This window comes from Streptodolium elevatio, from assembly GCF_040649515.1.
Lineage (GTDB): Bacteria > Actinomycetota > Actinomycetes > Streptomycetales > Streptomycetaceae > Yinghuangia > Yinghuangia elevatio.
Window position 1 is genome coordinate 1 of record NZ_JBEZFP010000154.1, and the last position, 20,815, is coordinate 20,815.

17 protein-coding genes are annotated in these 20,815 nt (G+C 71.8%); 7 read left to right on the forward strand and 10 right to left on the reverse strand.

All coding sequences use genetic code 11. The features are described from left to right. Positions 1-228 precede the first annotated feature (228 nt). A complete protein-coding gene (locus AB0C36_RS37070; protein WP_358362966.1) occupies positions 229-684 on the forward strand; it encodes an ATP-binding protein in 456 nt (151 codons plus the stop codon). A 94-nt stretch (positions 685-778) separates the two neighbouring features. On the opposite strand, the gene AB0C36_RS37075 is transcribed toward AB0C36_RS37070, so the two are convergent. The 5 genes from AB0C36_RS37075 to AB0C36_RS37095 all read right to left on the reverse strand — a co-directional run bounded on the left by AB0C36_RS37075 (position 779) and on the right by AB0C36_RS37095 (position 6,197). Next, positions 779-1,207, reverse strand: a complete 429-nt coding sequence (locus tag AB0C36_RS37075; protein WP_358362968.1) for a hypothetical protein — start codon at positions 1,205-1,207, stop codon at positions 779-781. Positions 1,208-1,256: 49 nt separating this feature from the next. Further along, a complete protein-coding gene (locus AB0C36_RS37080; protein ID WP_358362969.1) occupies positions 1,257-1,706 on the reverse strand; it encodes a DUF1508 domain-containing protein in 450 nt (149 codons plus the stop codon). Beyond that, the gene (locus tag AB0C36_RS37085) at positions 1,684-2,460 is read right to left on the reverse strand and encodes a phosphate ABC transporter ATP-binding protein (RefSeq protein WP_435839190.1); all 777 of its coding nucleotides are present in this window, start codon (positions 2,458-2,460) and stop codon (positions 1,684-1,686) included. The genes AB0C36_RS37080 and AB0C36_RS37085 overlap by 23 nt, the downstream gene beginning before the upstream one ends. Positions 2,461-2,899: 439 nt before the next feature. Continuing rightward, a complete protein-coding gene (locus tag AB0C36_RS37090) occupies positions 2,900-3,844 on the reverse strand; it encodes a sortase (RefSeq protein ID WP_358362970.1) in 945 nt (314 codons plus the stop codon). A gap of 1 nt (position 3,845) precedes the next feature. Further along, positions 3,846-6,197: a hypothetical protein gene (locus AB0C36_RS37095; protein WP_358362972.1), complete on the reverse strand. Its 2,352-nt coding sequence runs from the start codon at positions 6,195-6,197 to the stop codon at positions 3,846-3,848. A gap of 401 nt (positions 6,198-6,598) precedes the next feature. Here AB0C36_RS37095 and AB0C36_RS37100 point away from each other — a divergent pair, with 401 nt between their 5' ends. The 6 genes from AB0C36_RS37100 (at position 6,599) to AB0C36_RS37125 (ending at position 14,311) form a co-directional block, all read left to right on the forward strand. Beyond that, positions 6,599-7,558, forward strand: a complete 960-nt coding sequence (locus tag AB0C36_RS37100; protein ID WP_358362974.1) for a PstS family phosphate ABC transporter substrate-binding protein — start codon at positions 6,599-6,601, stop codon at positions 7,556-7,558. Between the two features lie 307 nt (positions 7,559-7,865). Then, positions 7,866-8,867, forward strand: a complete 1,002-nt coding sequence (pstC, locus tag AB0C36_RS37105; protein WP_358362976.1) for a phosphate ABC transporter permease subunit PstC — start codon at positions 7,866-7,868, stop codon at positions 8,865-8,867. A 54-nt stretch (positions 8,868-8,921) separates the two neighbouring features. After that, complete coding sequence (pstA, locus tag AB0C36_RS37110) at positions 8,922-10,085, forward strand: phosphate ABC transporter permease PstA (protein ID WP_358362978.1); 1,164 nt, start codon at positions 8,922-8,924, stop codon at positions 10,083-10,085. A gap of 41 nt (positions 10,086-10,126) precedes the next feature. Beyond that, on the forward strand, positions 10,127-11,854 hold the full coding sequence (pstS, locus tag AB0C36_RS37115) for a phosphate ABC transporter substrate-binding protein PstS (protein WP_358362980.1): 1,728 nt from the start codon (positions 10,127-10,129) through the stop codon (positions 11,852-11,854). A 131-nt stretch (positions 11,855-11,985) separates the two neighbouring features. Further along, positions 11,986-12,741, forward strand: coding sequence for a hypothetical protein (locus AB0C36_RS37120; RefSeq protein WP_358362982.1), 756 nt, complete (start codon positions 11,986-11,988; stop codon positions 12,739-12,741). Positions 12,742-12,877: 136 nt separating this feature from the next. Further along, positions 12,878-14,311: a hypothetical protein gene (locus AB0C36_RS37125; protein ID WP_358362984.1), complete on the forward strand. Its 1,434-nt coding sequence runs from the start codon at positions 12,878-12,880 to the stop codon at positions 14,309-14,311. Between the two features lie 266 nt (positions 14,312-14,577). Here AB0C36_RS37125 and AB0C36_RS37130 read toward each other — a convergent pair whose 3' ends face one another. The 5 genes from AB0C36_RS37130 to AB0C36_RS37150 all read right to left on the reverse strand — a co-directional run. Then, positions 14,578-15,336, reverse strand: a complete 759-nt coding sequence (locus tag AB0C36_RS37130) for a class F sortase (RefSeq protein WP_358362994.1) — start codon at positions 15,334-15,336, stop codon at positions 14,578-14,580. Positions 15,337-16,428: 1,092 nt separating this feature from the next. Continuing rightward, a complete protein-coding gene (locus AB0C36_RS37135; protein ID WP_358362986.1) occupies positions 16,429-17,175 on the reverse strand; it encodes a hypothetical protein in 747 nt (248 codons plus the stop codon). A gap of 129 nt (positions 17,176-17,304) precedes the next feature. Then, a complete protein-coding gene (locus AB0C36_RS37140) occupies positions 17,305-18,972 on the reverse strand; it encodes a beta-N-acetylhexosaminidase (RefSeq protein ID WP_358362988.1) in 1,668 nt (555 codons plus the stop codon). A 61-nt stretch (positions 18,973-19,033) separates the two neighbouring features. Then, on the reverse strand, positions 19,034-19,885 hold the full coding sequence (locus AB0C36_RS37145; protein WP_358362989.1) for a carbohydrate ABC transporter permease: 852 nt from the start codon (positions 19,883-19,885) through the stop codon (positions 19,034-19,036). Continuing rightward, positions 19,882-20,815 (reverse strand): carbohydrate ABC transporter permease (locus AB0C36_RS37150; RefSeq protein ID WP_358362991.1); only part of this gene is annotated, 934 nt, incomplete at its 5' end. The genes AB0C36_RS37145 and AB0C36_RS37150, both read right to left, overlap by 4 nt.

Consider the following 20,815-nt stretch of genomic DNA (forward strand, 5'->3'; position numbering starts at 1 on the left):
TCCGCACCGACCGGCGGACCGCTCGCGGGGCCCGGCCTTTGGTCCTGCCCGGGCGTGACCATTCGGCATGTTCGGCCGCGCCCACGCCGGGTAGCCGGCAAGTGAGAGCGAAACAGGACACGGCAGGGCAAGTCGGCGGCCACGTCGACTGGTCGAGTCCTCGCCGACAGGACGGAGCGCCGCACAGGCAGACGGCCGGTGCGGATGACGTAGGGCGGTGGGCATGCGATGGGTACCAAGGAACGCGGCGTGGGTGGCACGTGTGGGAGTCGGCCGATCGCGGTGAGCGCGACCTACCCGTGCGACGACCGGATCTCCCGGGCACGCGCGGCCACACGGGAGTTCCTGGTGGAGACCGCGCCGGTGTTCCCTGCGGACGCCCGCGTCTCCGAGGACGACGCCGACCTGGCGCAGCTGGTCGTCAGCGAGTTGGTCACCAACGCCCACAAGTACGCTCCAGGGCCCAGCCGCCTGATCCTCACCCGCACCTCGGACGCGGTGCATGTCTCCGTCGAGGACTCCAGCCGGGACCTGCCTCGTCCGCACGGCTCCGACCCCATGCGCTCCGGGCAGCACGGCCTGGAAATCGTGGTGGCGGTGTGCCGGAGCCTGGACATCCGCCGCGAGCCGGTCGGCAAGCGTGTCACCGCCGTACTCGGCCTTGCCCATTGCCAGGCGGCCTGACCCGACCGCCCGACGCGCCCCGCGGCGACCGGTCCCGCGCGCACCCGCGTCGGACGCCGGTCGCGGCGGGTGTGTGCGCCTCCTGCGTTTGTGCCTACGCCTCGGGAGAGTCGCCCGTTCCGGCCTCGGGCTCGGCTGCGGGCTCGGCGGTCTGGGGCGGGGACGATGCCGCCGGAACTTCCGCCGCTGGTACGGGAGTCGCCTCGGCGGACGGCGGCACAGCGGCGGGCGCGGGAGCCGGCGCCACGGCCGCGGCCGCTCGGGGCTTGGGCGGAGCCTTCTTGGCCATGGCCTTGCGGTCGGGCTCCGGGAGCCCGAGGCCCTTGAGTTCGTCGGCGGTCCAGCCGCCGGCAAGGGCCTCGGTCCAGGCGTGCAGCACCCGTTGCTCGCCTTCGGCCGCCGCGCGTTGCAACGGCTCCAGCTCCGAGGCGGCGGCGGTCAGTTCGCGGATCAGCTCGATGCGCTGGTCGAGCAGGGCCCGGGCCGCCGCCTCGGCCTTCATAATCATCGTGTCATCGGCCATGCACGCACCGTAGTGGATCGCGCCCGTCAGCCGAAATCTCCCACGCCGACTACCAGTCCTCCCCGAAAGCGACCGTCACCAGCACGCGCACGAACCGGTCGAAGGAGATCTGGCAGCTCTCCAACCTTTCGTACGTGCGCGCCGAGACCACGACGACTGCTCCGCCGTCTAATGCGAGGCTCCAGCTCCAGCCCCGACCCCCGTCTGCGCGTCCCATGAGCGGTCGCAGGTCCGCCACACGCGTGCGCAGCGCCTCCAGTTCCGCACGGCAGACTGCCGCGCTCGCGTACCCCCGCGCGGAGCGGGCGATGACCCGTCCGTTGGGCGCGATCATCCGCCACCGCACGCGGCGTTCGGCGTCCAGGTGGACGTCGTACCGCGCGGAGCGGTCGGACGAACCGCGCTCGGAGGCGCCGCGGTCAGAGGCGGTGCGGTCGGAGGCGGTGCGGTCGGAAGTGAAGCGTGAAGCCTCGGCCTCACCCGAATCGGCCGGCGACATAGTCGGCGGTCCGGGTGTCCTGCGGCGAGCCGAACACCCGAGTGGTCGGCCCCGACTCGACGATCCTGCCGGGCGTGTTCTCGGCGGCGAGGAAGAACGCGCAGTGGTCGGAGACGCGTTGGGCCTGCTGCATGTTGTGCGTGACGATCACGATCGTGACCTCCTCGCGCAGTTCGGCGATGGTGTCCTCGATACGCCGGGTGGATGTGGGGTCGAGGGCCGAGCAGGGTTCGTCCATCAGCAGGACGTCGGGGTCGACGGCCAACGACCGGGCGATGCACAGGCGCTGCTGTTGTCCGCCGGACAGCGCCCCGCCGGGCTGCCGAAGCCGGTTGCGCACCTCGGACCACAGGCCGGCCCGGCCGAGCGCGGACTCGACGACGGAGTCCTTGTCGACGCCGCGCCGACCGGTGAGCTTGAGGCCGGAGACGACGTTGTCGTAGATCGACATGGTCGGGAACGGGTTGGGCTTCTGGAAGACCATGCCGACGCGGCGGCGGGTGTCGATGGGCCGCCGTGCGGGTGCGTAGATGTCCTCCCCGTCCAGCAGGACCTCGCCGGCCAATTGGGCGGAGGGGATGAGCTCGTGCATGCGGTTCAGGATGCGCAGGAAGGTGGACTTGCCGCACCCCGAGGGGCCGATGAGCGCGGTGACGCTGTTGGCGGCCATGGTCAGGTCGACGCGCTCCAACACCTTGTGGGCGCCGAACCAGGCACTGACCGAACGGGCTTCGAGCGTCGAGGCGTTGCGGATGCCGGTTTTCGGGATGAGCGGCGATGGGATGGGCTGGGTGGTCGCGGTAGTGCCGCTGGACACGAGGAGAACCTTCCGCTCCGGGGACGAATTGCGCTTTCCCGCCAGGGGCTTGGTCGTGGGTGGCGCTCGGGTGCACTGGCGGTCGTACTCGCGCGGGGCCGGGCCCGGTGGTCCGGACGCGCACAGATGGTGCAGGCGGATCCGTTGCATGGGTCATTCGGTCGTCGGTCAGGCCGTGCGTGGTCAAGCCGTACGTGGTCAGGCCGTGTGTGCCTCACCTCATGCCATGCCATGCTGAAAACCCCGGTCCCCACCTCACTCGTTGACCGAACTCACGTCCATACCTGGCGTGTTGTGCTCATCGTGTTGTTCCGTCCCGCACACGGCTTGGTCACCTGCCGTTGACTTTGGCTGCCGGTACGGGCCGGAGGCCCGGTCACAGCGTCGCCGGCAGGAGTCGCGCCGCCGCGTCGTACAGGCTCCACAGCACCGCGGTCGCGATCGGGACGCCCAGCAGGAGGGTGACGCGCCGGTCGTAGCGCCGCAGCGCCCAGACCGCCACGGCGACCACCAGGGCGAGCGCCTGGGCCCACAGCAGCAGCCCGATGCCGGCCCCGGACTCGCCGCCGGTCCCCTTCTCGTCGTCGCGCACGGTCCGGGGGCGTCCGGGCTCGGCGATCCGGAACTCGCCCTGGAGGTCGGCGACGACGACCGTACGCCCGCGCGGGCGCCACCGGGAGTCCGCGGTGACCAGGGTCAACTGGTGTGCTCCGCCTGGGGATATGGCGTCGTCCGCGCCGTTGCGGATGTGCTTCTTCTCGCGGACCAGGTACGTGAAGTCCCCTTGTTGCGTGGTGACGTAGATGCGCTGGCCGGGTTTGAGCGCGTCGATGCGGCCGAAAGGGGCGCCGTACGTCCACGCCTTGCCCATCAGCACCGAGTTGCCGAAGCCTCCGGGCAGTGATGTGTTGCGCAAGTGGCCTGGACCGCCTCGGAGTTCACGGGCGGTGGTGCCCTCCACGACGACCTGCCGGAGGTCGATGGCCGGGATCTCCAGGACGGCGACCGGGGTGCCTTCCTTGATGGCGCCGCCGATCGGGGCGGTGTCGTTGTAGAAGCTGTCGGAGACGCGGTCGAACAGTTCGCGTTGGGTGCGGGCCTGTTGCAGGTCGGAGGCGACGGCCAGGTAGCCGATGAAGCCGCCGAGGAGCACGACCACCAGGCCCATGGCGACGCCGGCGATGGTGACGGGGTCCCAGGGCGGCCGGACGTCCCCCGGCTTCCTCGGGATCGTCCGCGGCTCGGTGGGCCGGGCCGCCGCTCCGCCTGTGCCGGGGGCGGGCGGAACTGCCGTGTCGGGACGCGGGTCCACAGTGGTCATGTCAGCTTGCTCCGGTGGGCCTGCGGCGGACGATGCGGGTCAGGGCGGCCACCGGCGGCGGCCAACTCCCGGTGCGGCGGCGCCAGCCGATGCCCAGCAGCACCGGTGCCGCGACGGCGGCGCCCAGGGACAGCAATGTCAGGACGAGGAAGAGGATCGCCGACGGGTCGCCGTGCAGCGCCTGCTTGATCCGCTCGGCGATCGCCGCGGGAAGGTTCTTCGGGCCGTCGTCGCCGGTCGCGGCGGCCGGACCGGTCCGCGGCGAGGCGCTGGGGGTCGGGCTGCCGGGGGGCGGCGGCGAGGCCCCGGCGCCACCCGTACCGCCGTTCGCCGCCGCGCCGCCGGTGGTGGCCCCGTCGTCCTGCGGCCCCCCGTCGACCGGGTCGCCGCCGGAACCGCCGGGCGCGCCCGTGCCGTTCCCCGTGGTGTTCCCGGTGGCCGGCGGAGTCGGCGAGGGCGTCGGTGACGGGGAGTCGGCCGCCGCTGCGGCCTTGCGCACGGCCTCGCGGGCGGCGGCGATCTGCTGCTTCTGGCGGGCGTTCAAGGCGGCGTAGCCGTGCGGAAGCCGCCCCGGTTCGAGGCCCGGGACCTGGCCCGGCCCCGAGGCGTACGCGAGGTAGGTGTCGATCGAGGCCGCCTTCTCCTTGGTGAGTTCCTTGGTCGGGAAGGCGACGACATCGGTGGTGGTGAGCGGGTACGCCTTCGGGTCGGACGCGGCGAAGTCGTTCGTGAGCGTCACTCCGTCGGCACCCGGCTTCGCGGCCGCGACCCCGGCGGCGATCGATTCGGCGGTCGGCGCCACGAACCGCCCCGCGGCGTTGCGGAGCCGCGCGACGGGGAGTCGCATCCGCTCGGCGGCCTCCAGGGAGGTCACGGCGATCACGGCACGCTTGCCGGGCACGTCGGAGGGGACGGACGTGGGCAGTCCGTTGTTGAGGTACTGCTCCGGCCCCTGCGACCGCACGAGGTTGTCGACGATCGTCCAGTACGAGCTGATCGGGCGATAGCGCAGCTCGTACTCCTCGATGCGGTTCGTGATCAGCCCGCTGGGGAGGTCGGACGCCCCTGTGCGCCAGACGTCCGGGCATGCGATGCCGTTCTCGTCCACGGCTCCGGCGAGCCACTCGCGGGTGGCCCGGTCCGAGACGAGCCACCGGGTCAGCTCGAAGATCGTGTCGTCGTTGGCACCCCGCACGGTGATGACGTGCAACGCGCTCCCCGGCGCGGGCACACCGGGGTTGATCGCGGTGAACTCCGGGTCCTCGAACAGGCTGTTGTAATGCTCGTACGTCGGCGGGAAGCCCGGCACTTCCTTCTTGGGCTGACTGCCCGTCCGGTACTTCACGTTCACGCCGTAGGCGTCCGTGAGCAGCTTTGCCACCAGCCGCGGTGTCAGGTTGAGGGGTGGCAGCGGCACGGGCCGCCCTTCCGCGTCGGTCGACTCCAGATTGCTCGCGAGCACGATTGCGCCGTTGGTGACCGGGGCGTACACGACCTCGCCGGCCTTGCGTCCCGGGATGCCGTCGCCCGCTGTGCCGAGCCGTTGGTCCAACGGGCCGCCGAGCGGTTGCGAGGTGATCGCCGCGTCGACGTTCCCGGCGCGGAAGGCGTCCCGGCCTTCGGGTGAGGTCCCGGCGGTCACGGTCGTCATCATGGGCGCGGCCGCCCGGCACATCCCGCCCTGCCAGGACAGGCCGGCCGTGGTGTGCTCGGAATTGCCCGCCAGGCGGAGTGCCACGCCGTTGTCCGCGCAGTTCTCCGGCTCGGGGGCGAAGCGGATCGGCGCCCAGCCGGCCTGCCCCGCCTCGACTGCGAGGTCGAACTCGGTGCTCAGGGGGCTGTTCGCGGACGCGGACCCCACGGACACGTTGGCGGGCCCGAAGTCCGCCACGGTGGCACCGATCTTGGGACGCATGACGACCGCGATGATGCACGGCGTGTCTGCGTCGCAGCCGAGGTAGGGCCGATCCGACTTGGGAAGGACCTGGATCCATCCCTCGCCGGACGTCCCGGTCACGCCGTAGTTCGCGCGGTGCCCGACGACGATGCCCTTCTGCCCGGTCTCCGGTTTGACCTCCACGTCGCTGACACCGTCGCAGTCGGAGCCCTTGGGCACCGTGCCCCGGCACTGGTAGATGCCGAGGGCGTACTCGTTGGGCATGAAGCCGCTCCAGGCAACCTTGACCCGCTGGTTCACCAGATCGGTGGACTGCGACAAGGTCACCTCCAGCCCACCGGATTCGGCGGCGGAGGCCGGCCCGGCAAGGTAGGCCACGCCGCTGAGTGCGCCGAGCACGAACGCCGGCAGCGCGGCGAGAAGCCCCGGCGCATGCCACGGACGGCTGAGGAACATGCGTTGCACGGTGTCTCCGGTCGTCGGTCGGGCCGCGCGTACCGCGGCGGCTCACCGCGCGCCGACTCGCGCGCAGGGTCCGGGACACCACCTCACCGGTCGGTCGAACTCACGTCCAGACTCGGGAAGTTGTACTCATCCGTTCGTTCCCTCCCGCACACGGGTGCGTCACTTGCCGTTGAGATGCCCCGCGAAGATGCGCCGTTTGTCGGCATTCCACGGCCGCCTCGACCGGAATTCCCTGCCGTGGCGGGCCATTTGCGCGGCGGACATCTGGGCCATCGAGCGTTTCCGTCGCGGTCACACCGGACCGTCCGGACAGCGGCAAAGGTTGTGGGCGTTGCCACGGCAACACCCGATCAGGCACACGGCAGCCCATCGGGCTCCGGGAGGGAACTGCAATGATTCGCAAGCTCGCCACCGCCACCGCGGCCGTCGCCGCCGCCATCGTGCTGGCGGTTCCGTCGTCCGCCACCGCCGCGACCGACGAGTACGCGGGTGTCGGCTCCGACACCACGCAGGATGTGATGCGCGCCCTCAGCGAGGAGTACGCCCTCGACAACCCCGACTACCTCTGGACGAGCATCGACGCCGGCTCGACGTCGCAGACCGTGCAGAACCTCGGCACCTGCCCCGGCGTGACCTACTCGGCCGGCAGCCCCGCGCCGAACGGTTCGAGCGCCGGTATCACCGCCCTGCTGAACGACACCGTCAACTGCATCGACTACGCGCGTTCGTCGCGTCCGCTGAAGCCGGCCGAGGACGTCACGCTGGACGCGGTCCGCCTCGGCGGCGACTCGGTCTCGTGGGCGGCACTGCCGCAGGCGAACGGCGGCTACGCGCCGAACCCGATGAACCTGTCGCTGGAGAACCTGCGCAAGATCTACAAGTGCGAGATCACCAACTGGAGCCAGGTCCCGAACGGCAAGGCGGGCGGCGGCACGATCGTCCGCTACTACCCGCAGTCCGGCTCGGGCACCCGTGACTTCTTCACCACCGGCATCCTCGGGTTCGACCCGACCAACCTGGCCACCGGCAGCTGCACCACGCAGCCGGTGATCGTCCAGGAGAACCGCGGCAACCAGGTCGCCGCCGGCGACCGCGCCACCGCGATCCTCCCCTACTCCAAGGCCGCCTGGACCGCGCAGTCCAACTCCGGCATCACCGGTGTCCCGGACAGCCGCGCCCAGTTCGCCCTCGGCACCGTCGACGGCGTCGCCGCCGGCGCGAGCGGCTTCGTAGGCAACCGCGACGTCTACAACGTCTACAAGACGGCCACCGCTCCCCAGGTCCTGAAGGACTTCCTGAACTGGGCCGCGACGCAGAACACCATCAAGGCGACGTACGGCTTCACCACCTGACCCGAACCACCTGCCCCGCACGCCTGACCCGAGCCACCTGCCCCGCACGCTTGACCGCACCGCCCGACCACGCGGCCGAGCGTCACCACCCGGCACCGTTCCACACCACCGCCGCCCCGGAGTCCGTACCCGACCCCGGGGCGGCGGCCCGCGTGGAGCCGCAACAGGCCCTCCGAACAGGCTCGTTCGTTGTCACCTCCTGTTTCCCTCGCAGTCGCCCCGGTCGCACTCGGCCACTGCTTGGCTCGATCCGATCTCGTTCCAGGCCCGCTGACTCCGCCAGCGCACCGACCCCGGGGGCTTACGCATGACCGCCGCAGCGCAGAACGCCGCAGCCGACTCTCCGCGCCGCATCGTCGTCCGGCGCACGCGGGTCGACCTGGCGTACCGCTGGACCACCCGTATCGCGGCGTGCGCCGTCCTCGCGCTGCTCGGCGCCATCGGCATCTACCTGCTGCGCCGCGGCTACGACGCGATCGACGCGGCCGGCTGGTCGTTCTTCACCGAGGACGAATGGTCGCCGGTGGGCGGCTCGTTCGGGGTGAAGGGGCTGCTGGTCGGCACCGTCCTCGTCGCCCTCATCGCGCTCGCGGTGGCCGTCCCGATCGCGCTGACCGCGGCACTGTTCATCACCGAGTACGCCCCGGCGAACACGCGCCGGGTGCTCACCTCGGTCGTCGACATGATGGCCGCGGTGCCCAGCATCGTCTACGGCCTCTTCGGATTCTTCCTGCTGCAACCGCAGTTGATCCCGATCAGCGAATGGCTCGCCACCCACTTCGGCTTCGTCCCGGTCTTCGAGGTGCACAAGCTGGAAGGCGCAAGCCGTTACGTGGACGGGCAGTTCGCGTCCTCGCTGTTCATCGCGGGCGTCGTCGTGTCGTGCATGGTGATCCCGATCTGCTGCGCGGTGATGCGCGAGGTGTTCGCCCAGGCGCCCGCGGGTGAGAAGGAAGGCGCGCTGGCGCTCGGCGCGACGCGCTGGGGCGTGGTGCGGTCCGTCGTCCTGCCGTTCGGCCGGGGCGGCGTCATCGGCGGCGTCATGCTGGGCCTCGGCCGCGCGCTCGGCGAGACGATCGCGGTCGCGATCGTGCTGTCCTTCGACACCGGCTTCACCGTGCGGGTCCTGGAGGGACACGGCTCCACGATCTCCACGCTCATCATCCTCAAGTTCGGCGAGGCCGACGAGTTCGCGCTGTCCGCGCTCATGGCGGCCGGTCTGGCGCTGTTCACCATGACGCTCCTGGTCAACGTCGTCGCGGGCTGGGCCATCTCCAAGTCCCGCAGCGGCGGCGCCACCGAGGCGTGACACCCGCACGCCGCCCGCTCGTCCCCGTCCCGCTTGGAGTGGAGAACCCGCAGCATGACGACCGTCACCGTGCCGCCGACGCCCCCGGCGCCGACGCCTCCGCCGCCCCCGCCGCCCCTCGGGCCGGAGTCCCCGGAACGCCGGGTGCCGCTGCGGGGCGTACCACTGGAGGACGTCGGCGTCGCCATCGCGTCGATGCTCGCCGGCACGTCGTTCGCCTGGCTGCTGTACGGCCGGATCCTGCCGGTGTCGGGCCGACAGGGCTTCCTGATCGTCGCCTACGCGTCCTTCGTGGCGTTGTACGGGATCAGCACCTACCTGCGCTCCGACGGCGTACGGGCCCGCGACCGGATGGCCGGCACGGTCGTGACCACCGGCATGCTCGCGCTGCTCGGCACCGTGTTCACCGTCATCACCTACATCTTCCAGCGCGGCTGGAGCTCCATCGATCTCGACTTCTTCACCAAGACCCAGGAGTACTTCGGGGCGTTGAGCGGCCCCGAGGTCGCGGTCGGCGCCGGGCACGCGATCGTCGGAACGCTGGAGCAGGTCGCGCTGGCCACGGTGATGACCGTGCCCCTGGGCATCGCCGCCGCGGTCTACCTCAACGAGGTCCGCGGACGCCTCGCCGGGATCGTCCGCATCGTGGTGGAGGCGATGAGCGCGCTGCCGTCCATCGTCGCGGGCCTGTTCGTGTACGCGGTGCTCATCATCGAGTTTCGGCAGGGCCGCAGCGGCTTCGCGGCGTCACTCGCGCTGGCCGTCATGATGCTGCCCATCGTCACCCGCACCGCCGAGGTCGTGCTGCGCCTGGTGCCGGGCGGCCTGCGCGAGGCGTCGCTCGCCCTGGGCGCGAGCGAACTGCGCACGCTCTGGCACATCGTCCTGCCCACCGCACGCAGCGGCATGGTCACCGCGGTGATCCTCGGGGTAGCGCGCGCGGTCGGCGAGACGTCGCCCGTGCTGCTCGTGGCGGGCGGTAACTCGCGGATGAACTGGAACCCGTTCCACGGCGAGCAGGAGTCGCTGGTGTTCTTCATCTGGCGCAACGTCAAGTCCCCCAGCGATCGGCTCAATTCGCTCGCGTTCGGCGGCGCGGTCGGGCTGGTCTCCATCGTGCTCACGCTGTTCGTGCTCACCCGCCTGGTCGCGGGACGCGCGCCCGGTGAGCTGAGCCGTCGTCAGAAGCGCCGGATCGCCCGCGCGTCCGAGCGGTGAGTCCGTTGCCCGTAAACCGAGTCACGTCGGGAGCCGACACCGTGTCCAGCAGCAGGTCCCCAGCCCGAGCCCTGTCCCGCGTCCTGCGCCTGGCCGCGGCGCTGGGACTGGGCGCCGTCATGACGGTCGCCTCCGCACCGCCTGCGAACGCCGCGATGGAGCCGATCTACGGATCGGGTTCCACCTGGAGCCAGGTCGCGGTGGACCAGTGGGCGCGCGACGTCGCCAGCCGCGGCATCAAGGTGAACTACGGCGGCGGCGGCTCGACCCTGGGCCGCAGCCAGTTCACCCAGCAGGCCGTGGACTTCGCCGTCTCCGAGATCCCCTTCCAGGGCGCCTACCGCACGCCGGACGGACAGATCGTCGACGAGCAGAAGATCCTCCGGGAGCGCGGCATCCAGTACGCCTACCTGCCGATCGTCGCCGGCGGCACGTCGTTCATGTACCACCTCAAGAACGGCAACGAGCTGATCCGCAACCTCCAGTTGTCCGCCCCGACACTCGCCAAGATCTTCACCGGCCAGATCAAGGTCTGGAACCACCCGGACATCAAGGCCGACAACCCGCACATCCGCAGCCTGCCGCCGAAGCCGATCATCCCCGTGGTGCGCTCCGACGGGTCGGGCACCAGCGCGCAGTTCAGCCTCTATCTGTCCACCATGGTCGGCGACATCTGGAAGACCGGCATGACCTCGGACTTCCCGGTGCCGTCCGGCGGCAAGGCGCAGCCGCAGTCCGACGGCGTGGCGAACTGGGTCGCGGCGTCCTACGGGGACGGCGCCATCACGTACGTGGAGTACGCGTACGCCAAGCAGCGCAACTTCCCGGTGGCGTCGGTCAAGAACGCGTCCGGCAGGTACGTGCAGCCGACGTCCGACGCCGTGTCCATCGCCCTCACCAAGGCGGAGTTGGCGCCCGACTCGACGCAGAAGCTCGACGGCGTCTACCGGATGCCGGACGCGCGCGCGTACCCGGTGTCGAGCTACAGCTACATGATCGTGCCGACCAACTTCCCGCCGGGGTCCCGGTTCAACAACCAGAAGGGCGAGACCCTCGGGCGGTACATCAAGTACTTCCTGTGCGAGGGACAGAAACAGGTCGACACCCTCGGATACTCGCCCCTGCCACCGCAGTTGGTCGGCTTCGGCTACGCGGCGCTGAAGAAGCTCCCGGGCGCGCCCGATCCCGGCGCGATGCCGCGCAACCTCGCCGACATCACCCAGGCCGAGTACGACGCGTGCCCGAACCCGACGTTCAAACCGGGCTACACCAAGCCGATCGACAACCGGCCGGGCGGCACCACCGGCGGCACGAGCGGCGGCGGCACGGGCGGAACCGGTGGGACCAGCGGCGGCGGGTCGACCGGCTCCGGCGGCAACACCGGTGGGGCGACCGGCAGTCCGGGCACCAACAGCAGCACCGGAGGCAACGGCGCGACCGGCGGCACGGGAGGCACGCCGGCCGACGGCACCGCGGGCAACGGAGCGACCGGCGGCACCGGTGACGCCACCGGCGGGCAGCCCGCGTTCGACCCCGAGACCGGTGAGGCACTCGACGGCGGCACAGGCGGGAGCGACGGGGCCGGCGGCGGCAGCGCGAGCGGCGCGCAGAGCGCCGGATCGATGAACCTGACCGACCCGCCGCCGATCCCCGCGATCTGGTTCTACGTGCTCGCCATCGGCACCCTCGCCGTCGCGGTCGGCGGCGGCCCCGCCCTGTACTCCTACCTCGACAAGCGCCGGGCCTCCTCGCGCGACAGCGGCCCCTGACCGGGCCGCCCCCAGAACCGCTCACCCCCCTTCCGCCCCCGTACGTCGCACCACCCGGCGCGCCCCCACGCGCCTACAGGGCATGCCCGCGTCGCGGTGTGCTCCGGCCAACCCCGAAGGGAAGCACCACCATGAAGTTCCTCCGTCCCCGTGCCCTGGCCTCCGCCCTGCTGCCGATCGCGACCCTCGCAGCGCTCGCGGTTCCGGCGGCGGCGAGCGCCCCGACGGCCGCCGCGGCCCCGACGCCGGCGATCACCGTCACGCCGACGTACGGAGCCGTCAACGGGGGAACGGCGGTCGCCAAGACCAATGTCCCCTGCCCCGAGACCGCCACCTCGTTCCGGTTCATGATCGACGGACCGAACGTCTCCTCCTCGCCCTTCGGCAGCTCGCGCTTCGGCACGCCGCTGCCGGCCGACCGCGTCCCGGACACCTCGGTGGTGGGTCCGCGGCCGCTGTTCCCGGCCAGCCGCCCGCCGGTGAACGGCGCGTCCTACTCGCTCACGGCCGAGTGCCTGGACGCCGACCTGGCCATCACCACGCTGGCGACCACCACGGTCAAGGTCAACGAGAACGTCTGGACGACGCTGCGCCCCACGGTCTACGCGCTGCCGTCGAAGATCGGCTCGCTGCGCCTCGCCCTGGTCGCCTACACCGGGTTCGCCTCCGGTGAGCAGGTCACCGGCGTGGTACGTGCGGCGGACGGCACCACCACGGCGGTGTCGCTCCAGCCGCAGGGCACCACCCCGCAGGGCAACGGCGCCGCGCTGCTCCAGATCCCGGCTTCGGTCGCGGACGGCTCGTACACGCTCGTGATCACCGGCAGCACCTCCAAGGCGACCGGCGAGGTCGCCGTGACGCTGGACACCACGCGCGTCTGGTGGTGACCACCCGCACGCACCGCACCCTGACGCCCTAGTTGGGCGCCCCCGGCGGGATCGGACCACCGACACCGCCGGGGGCCTCCGCCGCCCGGGCCGCGGCCCGCCGGCTCCCTCGTCCCCTCACCTACCGGAAGTCGCCATGCTGCTGGCAAAAATCCTCGGCGCGGCCGGAGCGGTCCTGCTCACGGCATCGCTCACCACCGCTTTGACGGCGTCGGCGGAAGAGCCCGCGCCCACGGCCAAGTTCGTCTTCGACCCCAGCACCGGCGAGGTGCCGGTGGGTGGGGAGACCCCCTCGAACGGCACCGGATCGACCATCAGTGTCGTCGACGCCCCGTGCCCGGAAACGCACCGCTACAGATTCCGGCTGCAGTTGGTCAACGCCGACGAGTCGCAGATCAAGAGCGTGGCGTACAACCGTCCGGCGGCCGACGGCACCATCCCGGTGCAGACCAACATCAACTTCTGGAAGACGGCCGCCGTCCTGCCGCAGAGCGGCGAGGTGTGGCAGATGCGCGCGCTGTGCTACATCGACGCCGCGAGCGCTCCGCTGGTCCTCGCGAAGGCGATCGTGCAGGTGACCGGTACGACGTGGACCGCCGCCCCCCTCGCCAACGAGTACCACCCCGAGATCGTCAACATGGGCCTCACCTACACGGCGGGAACCGCCGGTGCGTTCCAGGCCAGGGGCTTCAGGCCCTTCGACCAGGTCGTGGTCGCCGCACGGCCCGAGTCGGACGCGGCGGCCACACCCGTCGAGATCACCACCTTCACGCTCGACGGTTCGGGCGGGCTTCCGGGGACGACGACGATCACCGTTCCCGGCTCCTGGACGACCGGGACGTACCGCTTCGTCATCACCGGTACGCAGACCGGCGGAGCCCCGCTGGAACGGACCGCGGTCATCCAGGCGAGCAACTTCGGCATCAGCCTGGCGCCGCAGAACGTCAAGGCGAACGAGCAGGTCACCGTGGGGCTCACCGGCTTCGCCCCGAACGAGCAGGTCGAGCTCAAGTTCCGGACGGGCGAGCAGGCGCCGCTGTGGCAGACCGTGACGGTCGACGACCAGGGGGCGCATTCGCAGGCGTTCGCGCTGCCGTCCGGCACCCAGCCGGGTGCGCACGCGGTGCAGGCCGACGGCAAGACGTCGAAGGCCTCGGCCGTCCTCCAGTTGGGCGTACTCCCGGCGACGACCACGCCGCCCACCACGCCTCCGCCCACCTCCCCTCCCCCGACGACGACGCCGCCGACCTCGGAGCCGCCGACCTCGAGCCCGCCGCCCACCGGTACGGGCGACCCGACCGACACCGCGACGCCCACCGAGACCGGGACGCCGACTGCGACCGACACCGGCGGGTCCAACGGCGGTGGCGACAGCGGGGGTTCAAACGGCGGTGACAGCGGCGGCAGCGGCGGGTCGGGCGGCAAGGGCGGCGGCCTGGCGAGCACCGGCGCGATGAGCGACCCCCGACTGTTCGGCACGGTCGGCGGGCTGCTCATGGCCGGAAGTGCCGCGGTCTGGTACCGCATGCGGCGCCGCTCGACATTGCTGGAGGCCGACGGCACGACCTAGGTCCAGTTCTGCAACCGCGAGACGGCGCAGCCAGGCAACACAGCGGGACAGCACAGCGGGACAGCAGACGACACCGCGCGATTGGCGCGCACGCGGGCGGCGGCCTTTCGGGGCCGCCGCCCTACGCGTCGGGACGCGTGGGACACGGATCGGCGGAGGCCCGGCTCGGCCGGTTGCGGCGGTGCCGGGCCGGCGAGTTCGTGCGAGCGGGCCGACTGTGCGTGACCCCAAGACGTGGACGCCTGTACGGCATCCTGCCTCGGCTTCTACTCCTGGGCGGTGAGGCGGGCAAAGACGACGACGTTGCCGGAGTAGCCGTTCTTCTTGTCGTAGTTGCCGCCGCACGTGATGACGCGCAGTTCGGGGACGCCCGTTCCGCCGTACACCCGGTCCACCGGGAAGTCCTTCTTCCCGAACACCTGCACGCCGTAGACGGTGAAGACCGCGGTCGTGCCGTCCTCGCGCGGGACCCGGATCACCGATCCCTTGCGCAGCGTGCCGAGGTCGTAGAACACCGCCGGGCCGCTCGGCACGTCGACATGCCCGACGATCACCGACGTGCCCTCCGCACCCGGCGTGGACGAACCGTCGTACCACGCCGCGAGGTTGCGGTCCTTGTCGGTGGGCGCGTCGACCCAGCCCTTGTCGGTGAGCCCGACCCGCGTCAGCTTCGCCTGGACGCCGATACTGCGGATCTCCACGAGCATGGGCGGCGACGCGGGCATCGGCGGGTGCGCGCTCGGCGACGCCGACGCGGCCGCATCGGGAGCGCCAGGTGCGCCCGGCGCCCCGGGGACCGGTGCCGCGGCGGGAACGGGAGCCGCCTGCAGTGCCGCTGCCGCGGACGCCTTCGCCGCCGGTCCCGGGACCACCGGGTCCGGCTGAGGCGGCGGTGTGGGCTTGGGCGGGGCGGACGTGAGGCCGGGGCCCGCGGCGGCGGCCGGCTGCGGCGGTCCGCCTCCCGTGCCCAGGCCCTCGTTGGCGACGACGATGCCGGTGAGCACCGCGCCGAGGACGGTTGCCACGGTCAAAAGCCGTCCTCGACGGGTGAGTTGAAACGCCGTGGGGTCGCGTCGGGCGCGGTTCGCCCGACCGGTGCGTCCGGCGGATCCGGTGGAGCCGCCCGATTCGGACGACAGCGATCCGGGGCGCGGGCGACGGCGGTCCGGCGCCGCGGGTGGGCGCCGCCCGTCGGCTCCCGATGCCGGCCGGGCGCCTTCCGCGGCGCGTGGACCGCTTTCCAGTCGCGTGTCGCGTCGTGTTTCCGGTCGTGCTTCCTGCCGTGCTTTCGGTCGTGCTTCCGGTCGTGCTTCCTGGGGTGCTTCCCGCGTCACGCCCCGGCCCGCGTCTCGTCCTGACGGCCGGCCCGCGTCACGTCCCGGTTTCCGCCGCGGACCTTCGGCACGCGAGACCGTGCGCCGCCGTGGCGCGTCGGCCGGGCGTTCGCCTCGTCGGCCGGTACGCGCGACTCTCCCGCCATCCGCGGCCGGCCGCCGCTCGCCGGGTGTCTGCGAGCCACCCTGGCGAACGGTTCGGCGGCCACGGCCGGATGCGTCTCCCGAGCGCGCACCTGCCTCGTTCGCGGAATTCTCCCGGTCCGGTGTCTCTCTTCGGCGCGAAGCCGACGGTGTACGCCGCGTCCCGTCGCGGCCCCCGTCCACCGCGCCTGCATCCGAACGGCCCGCACGGCCCGAACTACGGGACCGGCCCGGACGATCCGGTCGGTCCTGTTGGTCCTGTCGGTCCTGTCGGTCCGATCGGTCCGGCCCCTCGGAACGCGAGGAACGGTCCGCACGATCCGCACGGTCCGGACCCTTCGTACGGCCCGGACCACCGGAACGGCCCGATGCGGAGGAGGACTCGGACCGGCGCGAGCGATCCGCCATGGCCTCGGTGCCTCCCTTCCTGCCGTCCTCCGTTGCGGTGGCGCGCCGCCGCGCGCCGGTATCGGTGACACTTCCGGGTGTGGAGTCCGATGCGGCCTCCTCTCCGATTCGCGGCCCCCGCGGGGGCCTTCGCCGCGGACCGGGGTCCGGCCGCGCGGCGGTCGGCCTCCCCGAGACCGACCGCCCGCCGCCTCGCCCGGCGGGTTCCCGAAACACCGCCGTACGCCCTGGTCAGCGGCCGTCTGGACGGAATCGCCCATGCCGCCGCAGGATTCGCCCGCCCAGGAGGATCGCGCCGAGTGCGATCCCCACACCTGTTGCGGTCTGCACCGAGTCCGGTGCCATTGCGGCGGTACTGCCCGAGCCGGTGTCGGCGCCACCCGCCGGCACCAGGTTGCCGAATACGTCGCGCACCATGGGTGGTACGTGTCCCGCGCCTCCGGTGGAGCCTCCCGTGGACCCATCCGTCGAGCCGCCGGTCGAACCGCCCGTGGAGCCTCCCGAGGTACCTCCCGTCGTGCCGCCGGGCGGACTGCCGAACACCACGCACGAGACCTTGAAGACCTTCTGCTTGGCCTGCCCGGACTGCCCCTGGAAGGTCCAGGTGAGCTTGTACTGCCCGTCGGGCATCGACAGCGGTCCGCTGTGGCCGGTGCCGGTGGTCAGCGTGATCTCGCCCGCGAGATGCGCTCCGCCCTTCTTCTCCGGCTGCGGGTCGATCGACCACGACACCTTCTGGAGCGCGTCGAAGTTGAACGCCGCCAGATAGAACCGGCAGACCTTGGGCTCGTCGCTGTGGTCGTCGAACTCGGTCGTGGTCGCGTGGATCTTCACGTCGCCGTTGTCGCCCTGCGCCGCTGCCGCGGTACCGGGGGCGGCGAGGGCGAGGACGCCCGTGCAGACCGCGGTGGCCGCGCCGGCCGCCATGGCCGGCGCGAGTCTGCCACGTACTCGCTGGGTGATGGAGGCGAGGTGCACGGCGGCTCTCCCGGAGATCCTGCGACTGCCTGCCAGTCGGATAGACCGACTATCTGCCGGGCGTCGGCCGGGACCACGCCATGGCGTCGCGACGCGCGCGAGGACCACCCGTACGGTGTAGTTCCGGTGTCAGGAATCGGCCTTTCGAGGGCGGTTCTCGCGCAGGCGTTCGGTCATCCGCGCCAATTCGGCCTCCCGGTCCGCGCGTTCCCGGGGGAATCCCGGGGCGTCCGGACGCGTCTGCCACGGGTGCGGCCCGCCGGGCGGGCGGTACTCCACGCCCAGCGCGTCGAGCCTGGGCAGGTGGTCGCGTGCCATGCGCGCGACGAACTCGGCGGTGTCGCGCGGCCCCTCGGTCCACAGCGCCTCGGCGAGCGCGCACAGCCGCGGGAAGGCGGCATAGTCGACGGCGCGTACCGAGTCCAGGTTCTCCGCCCACAGCGCCGCCTGTCCGCCGAGGACGTGGCGGGCCTCGTCGGCGGTGAGGTCCGCGGGGACGGGGTCGAACGCGTGGACGGTCTCGGTCGTCACCAACGTCCCGACCGGCAGCGGCTCGTCGGGCCCTTCGGCCTGCCGGTAGTCCAGGTAGACGGACGTGTCGGGGCTGGCGACGACGTCGAAGCCGAGCTGCGCGGCGGCGCGTACGCCGTGGTCGCCGCGCCAGCCGCCGATCAGTGCGCCGTCGGGGGCGCCGTCCTCGAGGATCTCGTCCCAGCCGAACACCACGCGGCCGTGCGCCGCGAGCATGTCGGCGAGTTGCGCGGTGAACCACCGCTGGAGCCCGTCGGTGTCCGGCAGGCCGAGTTCGCGCGCCCGGGCGATCGAAGCGGGGTCGGCGCGCCACGGTCCGCGCGGCACCTCGTCGCCGCCGACGCAGACATAGCGGGAGGGGAAGACCGCGCAGATCTCGTCGAGGACTTCGCGGCAGAAGGCGAGCACCTCGTCGGTGGCGGCGAGCACCGCGTCCGAGATGCCCCATCCGGTGCGCACGCCGTCGGGCGCGGGCCCGGCGGCGAGTTCGGGGTACGCCGCGAGCACCGCCTGCGCGTGCCCCGGCAGGTCGACCTCCGGCACGACGGTGATGTGCCGCGCCTCGGCGTACGCCACGATCTCGCGCAGGTCGTCGCGCGTGTAGTAGCCGCCGTGCGGGCGCCCATCGTGCCGGGGTGTGTGCCGCGTGCCGACCATGCTCTCGGTGCGCCACGCGCCGACCTCGGTCAGCCTGGGGCGGCCCGGCACCTCGACGCGCCAGCCCTGGTCGTCGGTCAGGTGCAGGTGCAGCACGTTGAGGTGGTGCACGGCCATCAGGTCGAGGAAGCGCAGGACGTCGGCCTTGGGCATGAAGTGCCGAACCACGTCGAGCAGTACGCCGCGCCACGTGAACCGGGGCCGGTCCCGCACCGACACGGCCGGGACGGCCCACGGCCCCTGGCGCACCGGCGCGCGCCGGAAGACCGCCGGGTCCATGAGCTGCCGCAGGGTCTGGAACGCGCGGAACACGCCCGCGCGATCGCCGCCGGCCACGACCACGCCCTCGGGCCGTACGTCGAGCCGGTACTCCTCGCTGCCGAGAGCATCGTCGAGGCGTACCGCGATCCCGCCGGTCCCGTCAGGCCCGTGGTCGGCGCCCTCGGGAAGCCGGCACCCGGTCGCGGCGCCGAGCACGCCACGCAGCCAGGCGACTTCGGGCCCGCATGCCTCCGGGGCGTCGACCGGTGTGTCGGCGCGCAGCAGGAAGTGCCCGTCGCCCCGGGTCAGGTGTCCCGGCAGGGGGACAGGTACGGGGGTCTGGGGCACCGCACTCCTCGCTTCCGTTCGTCGGGTCGAATCCGTGGGTCGGGACGTCTCGTCGGACACGTCAGTCCTTGACCGCGCCGCCGAGCCCGGAGACCAGGTGCCGTTGCACCAGGATGAAGAAGACCAGAACCGGCAGCGTCATGAGCGTCGACGCGGCCATGATGCCGCCCCAGTCGTTCTCGTCCGGCTTGAAGAACACCAGCAGCGCGGACGGCAGCGTCTGGTTGTCCTCGTTGCCGATGATGAAGGTCTTGGCGAAGACGAAGTCGTTCCACGCCGTGATGAACGAGAAGACGCTGACGGCCGCGAGGCCGGGGGCGACCAGCGGGAACAGGATGCGCCACAGGATCGTGAAGCGGCTGGCCCCGTCGAGGCGCGCGGCCTCCTCCAGCGAGTCGGGCACGGCCGCCACGAAGCCGCGCAGCATCCAGATCGCGAACGGCAGCGAGAACGCCAGGTGCACCAGCATCAGCGAGCCCAGCGAGCTGAGGCCGACCTGCGGTGCGACCTCGCCCATGTCGCGGACCAGGAAGAACAGCGGGATGGTCAGCGCCTCGATGGGCACCATCTGCGCGACCAGGAACATCACCAGGATGGTGGTGCGGAACCGGAAGTTGAACCGGGTCAGCGCGACCGCGGCCAGGAACGCGATGCCGGCCGACAGCACCACCACGACCGTCGCGACGAGCAGGCTGTTGAGGAAGTAGCGGCCGAACCCGCTGACCCCGAGTGCGTGCCGGAAGTTCTCCAGCGTCGGCGCCCAGGTCCACGGCCGCGGGTGGGCCGAGTTGATCTCGTCGTCCGGTTTGAGGGCCGACAGCACCATCCAGTACAGCGGGAAGGCGGCGACCACGGCCGCGAGGATCGCGGCGACGTTGGCGATCCGGCGGCCGACGCGGCGGTCGGTGCTCACAGTTCCTCCCCGTTGCGGCGCAGCGCGCGGATGTAGAACGCCGTCACGACGACGAGGATCAGCGTCATCACGACGCCGATGGCCGCGCCGAAGCTGTAGTCGGACCCCGCGAAGGCCTGCTGGTAGGCGTAGACGTTGAGGGTCAGGTTCTGGCCCGCGATGCCGCCGCCGTTGGTCATGACGTAGATCTGGGTGAAGACCTTGAAGTCCCAGATGATCGACTGGATGACCACGATGGTCAGGATGGGCCGCAGCATCGGCAGCATGACGCGGCGGAACGTGGTCCAGGTGCTCGCGCCGTCGAGGCGGGCGGCCTCCAGGACGGAGGTGGGGATGGCCTGGATCCCGGCGTACAGGGTGATCATGACGAACGGGAACGAGTGCCAGACCACGACGGCGCCGACCAGCCCGAAGGCGGGCCACTTGTCGTACATCCAGTTGTGGCCGTCCGTCCCGAGCACTTCGTTGACCAGGCCGAGGTTGGTGTCGAAGAGGAACATCCACACCGTCGAACCGGTCATCGCGGGGGCGGCCCACGCGCCGAGGGCGGCGAACATCAGGATGAGGCGGGGCCACTTGCCGACCCGGGTCAGCAGCACCGCGAGGGCGGCGCCGACGACGAGTGTGCCGACGACGCAGCCGGCCGCGAACACCATCGTCTGGACGAGCACGTCGCGGAACAGCGCGTCGCCGAAGAGCCGGGTGTAGTTCTCGAACCCGATGAACCGGGCCGGTACGCCGCCGGACGCCTGCTCCTGGCCGAAGTCCATGAACGACAGCAGCCCGAGCTGGTACAGCGGGTAGCCGAACAGCGGGACGAGGACGACGGCGGTCGGCAGCAGCAGGATCAGTGGGACGGGGAGGCGCCGCTTGCGGCGGCGCGCGGGTGCGGGGTCGGCCGCGCCGCGCGGGCGGACCGGGTCCTTCTCC

What these genes read in the sequence shown, in the direction of transcription:
- AB0C36_RS37070 (WP_358362966.1), top strand. Translation starts at nt 229, where the DNA reads ATGGGTACCAAGGAACGCGGCGTGGGTGGCACGTGTGGGAGTCGGCCG.
- AB0C36_RS37075 (WP_358362968.1), bottom strand. Translation starts at nt 1,207, where the DNA reads ATGGCCGATGACACGATGATTATGAAGGCCGAGGCGGCGGCCCGGGCC.
- AB0C36_RS37080 (WP_358362969.1), bottom strand. Translation starts at nt 1,706, where the DNA reads ATGTCGCCGGCCGATTCGGGTGAGGCCGAGGCTTCACGCTTCACTTCC.
- AB0C36_RS37090 (WP_358362970.1), bottom strand. Translation starts at nt 3,844, where the DNA reads ATGACCACTGTGGACCCGCGTCCCGACACGGCAGTTCCGCCCGCCCCC.
- AB0C36_RS37095 (WP_358362972.1), bottom strand. Translation starts at nt 6,197, where the DNA reads ATGTTCCTCAGCCGTCCGTGGCATGCGCCGGGGCTTCTCGCCGCGCTG.
- AB0C36_RS37100 (WP_358362974.1), top strand. Translation starts at nt 6,599, where the DNA reads ATGATTCGCAAGCTCGCCACCGCCACCGCGGCCGTCGCCGCCGCCATC.
- pstC (WP_358362976.1), top strand. Translation starts at nt 7,866, where the DNA reads ATGACCGCCGCAGCGCAGAACGCCGCAGCCGACTCTCCGCGCCGCATC.
- pstA (WP_358362978.1), top strand. Translation starts at nt 8,922, where the DNA reads ATGACGACCGTCACCGTGCCGCCGACGCCCCCGGCGCCGACGCCTCCG.
- AB0C36_RS37120 (WP_358362982.1), top strand. Translation starts at nt 11,986, where the DNA reads ATGAAGTTCCTCCGTCCCCGTGCCCTGGCCTCCGCCCTGCTGCCGATC.
- AB0C36_RS37125 (WP_358362984.1), top strand. Translation starts at nt 12,878, where the DNA reads ATGCTGCTGGCAAAAATCCTCGGCGCGGCCGGAGCGGTCCTGCTCACG.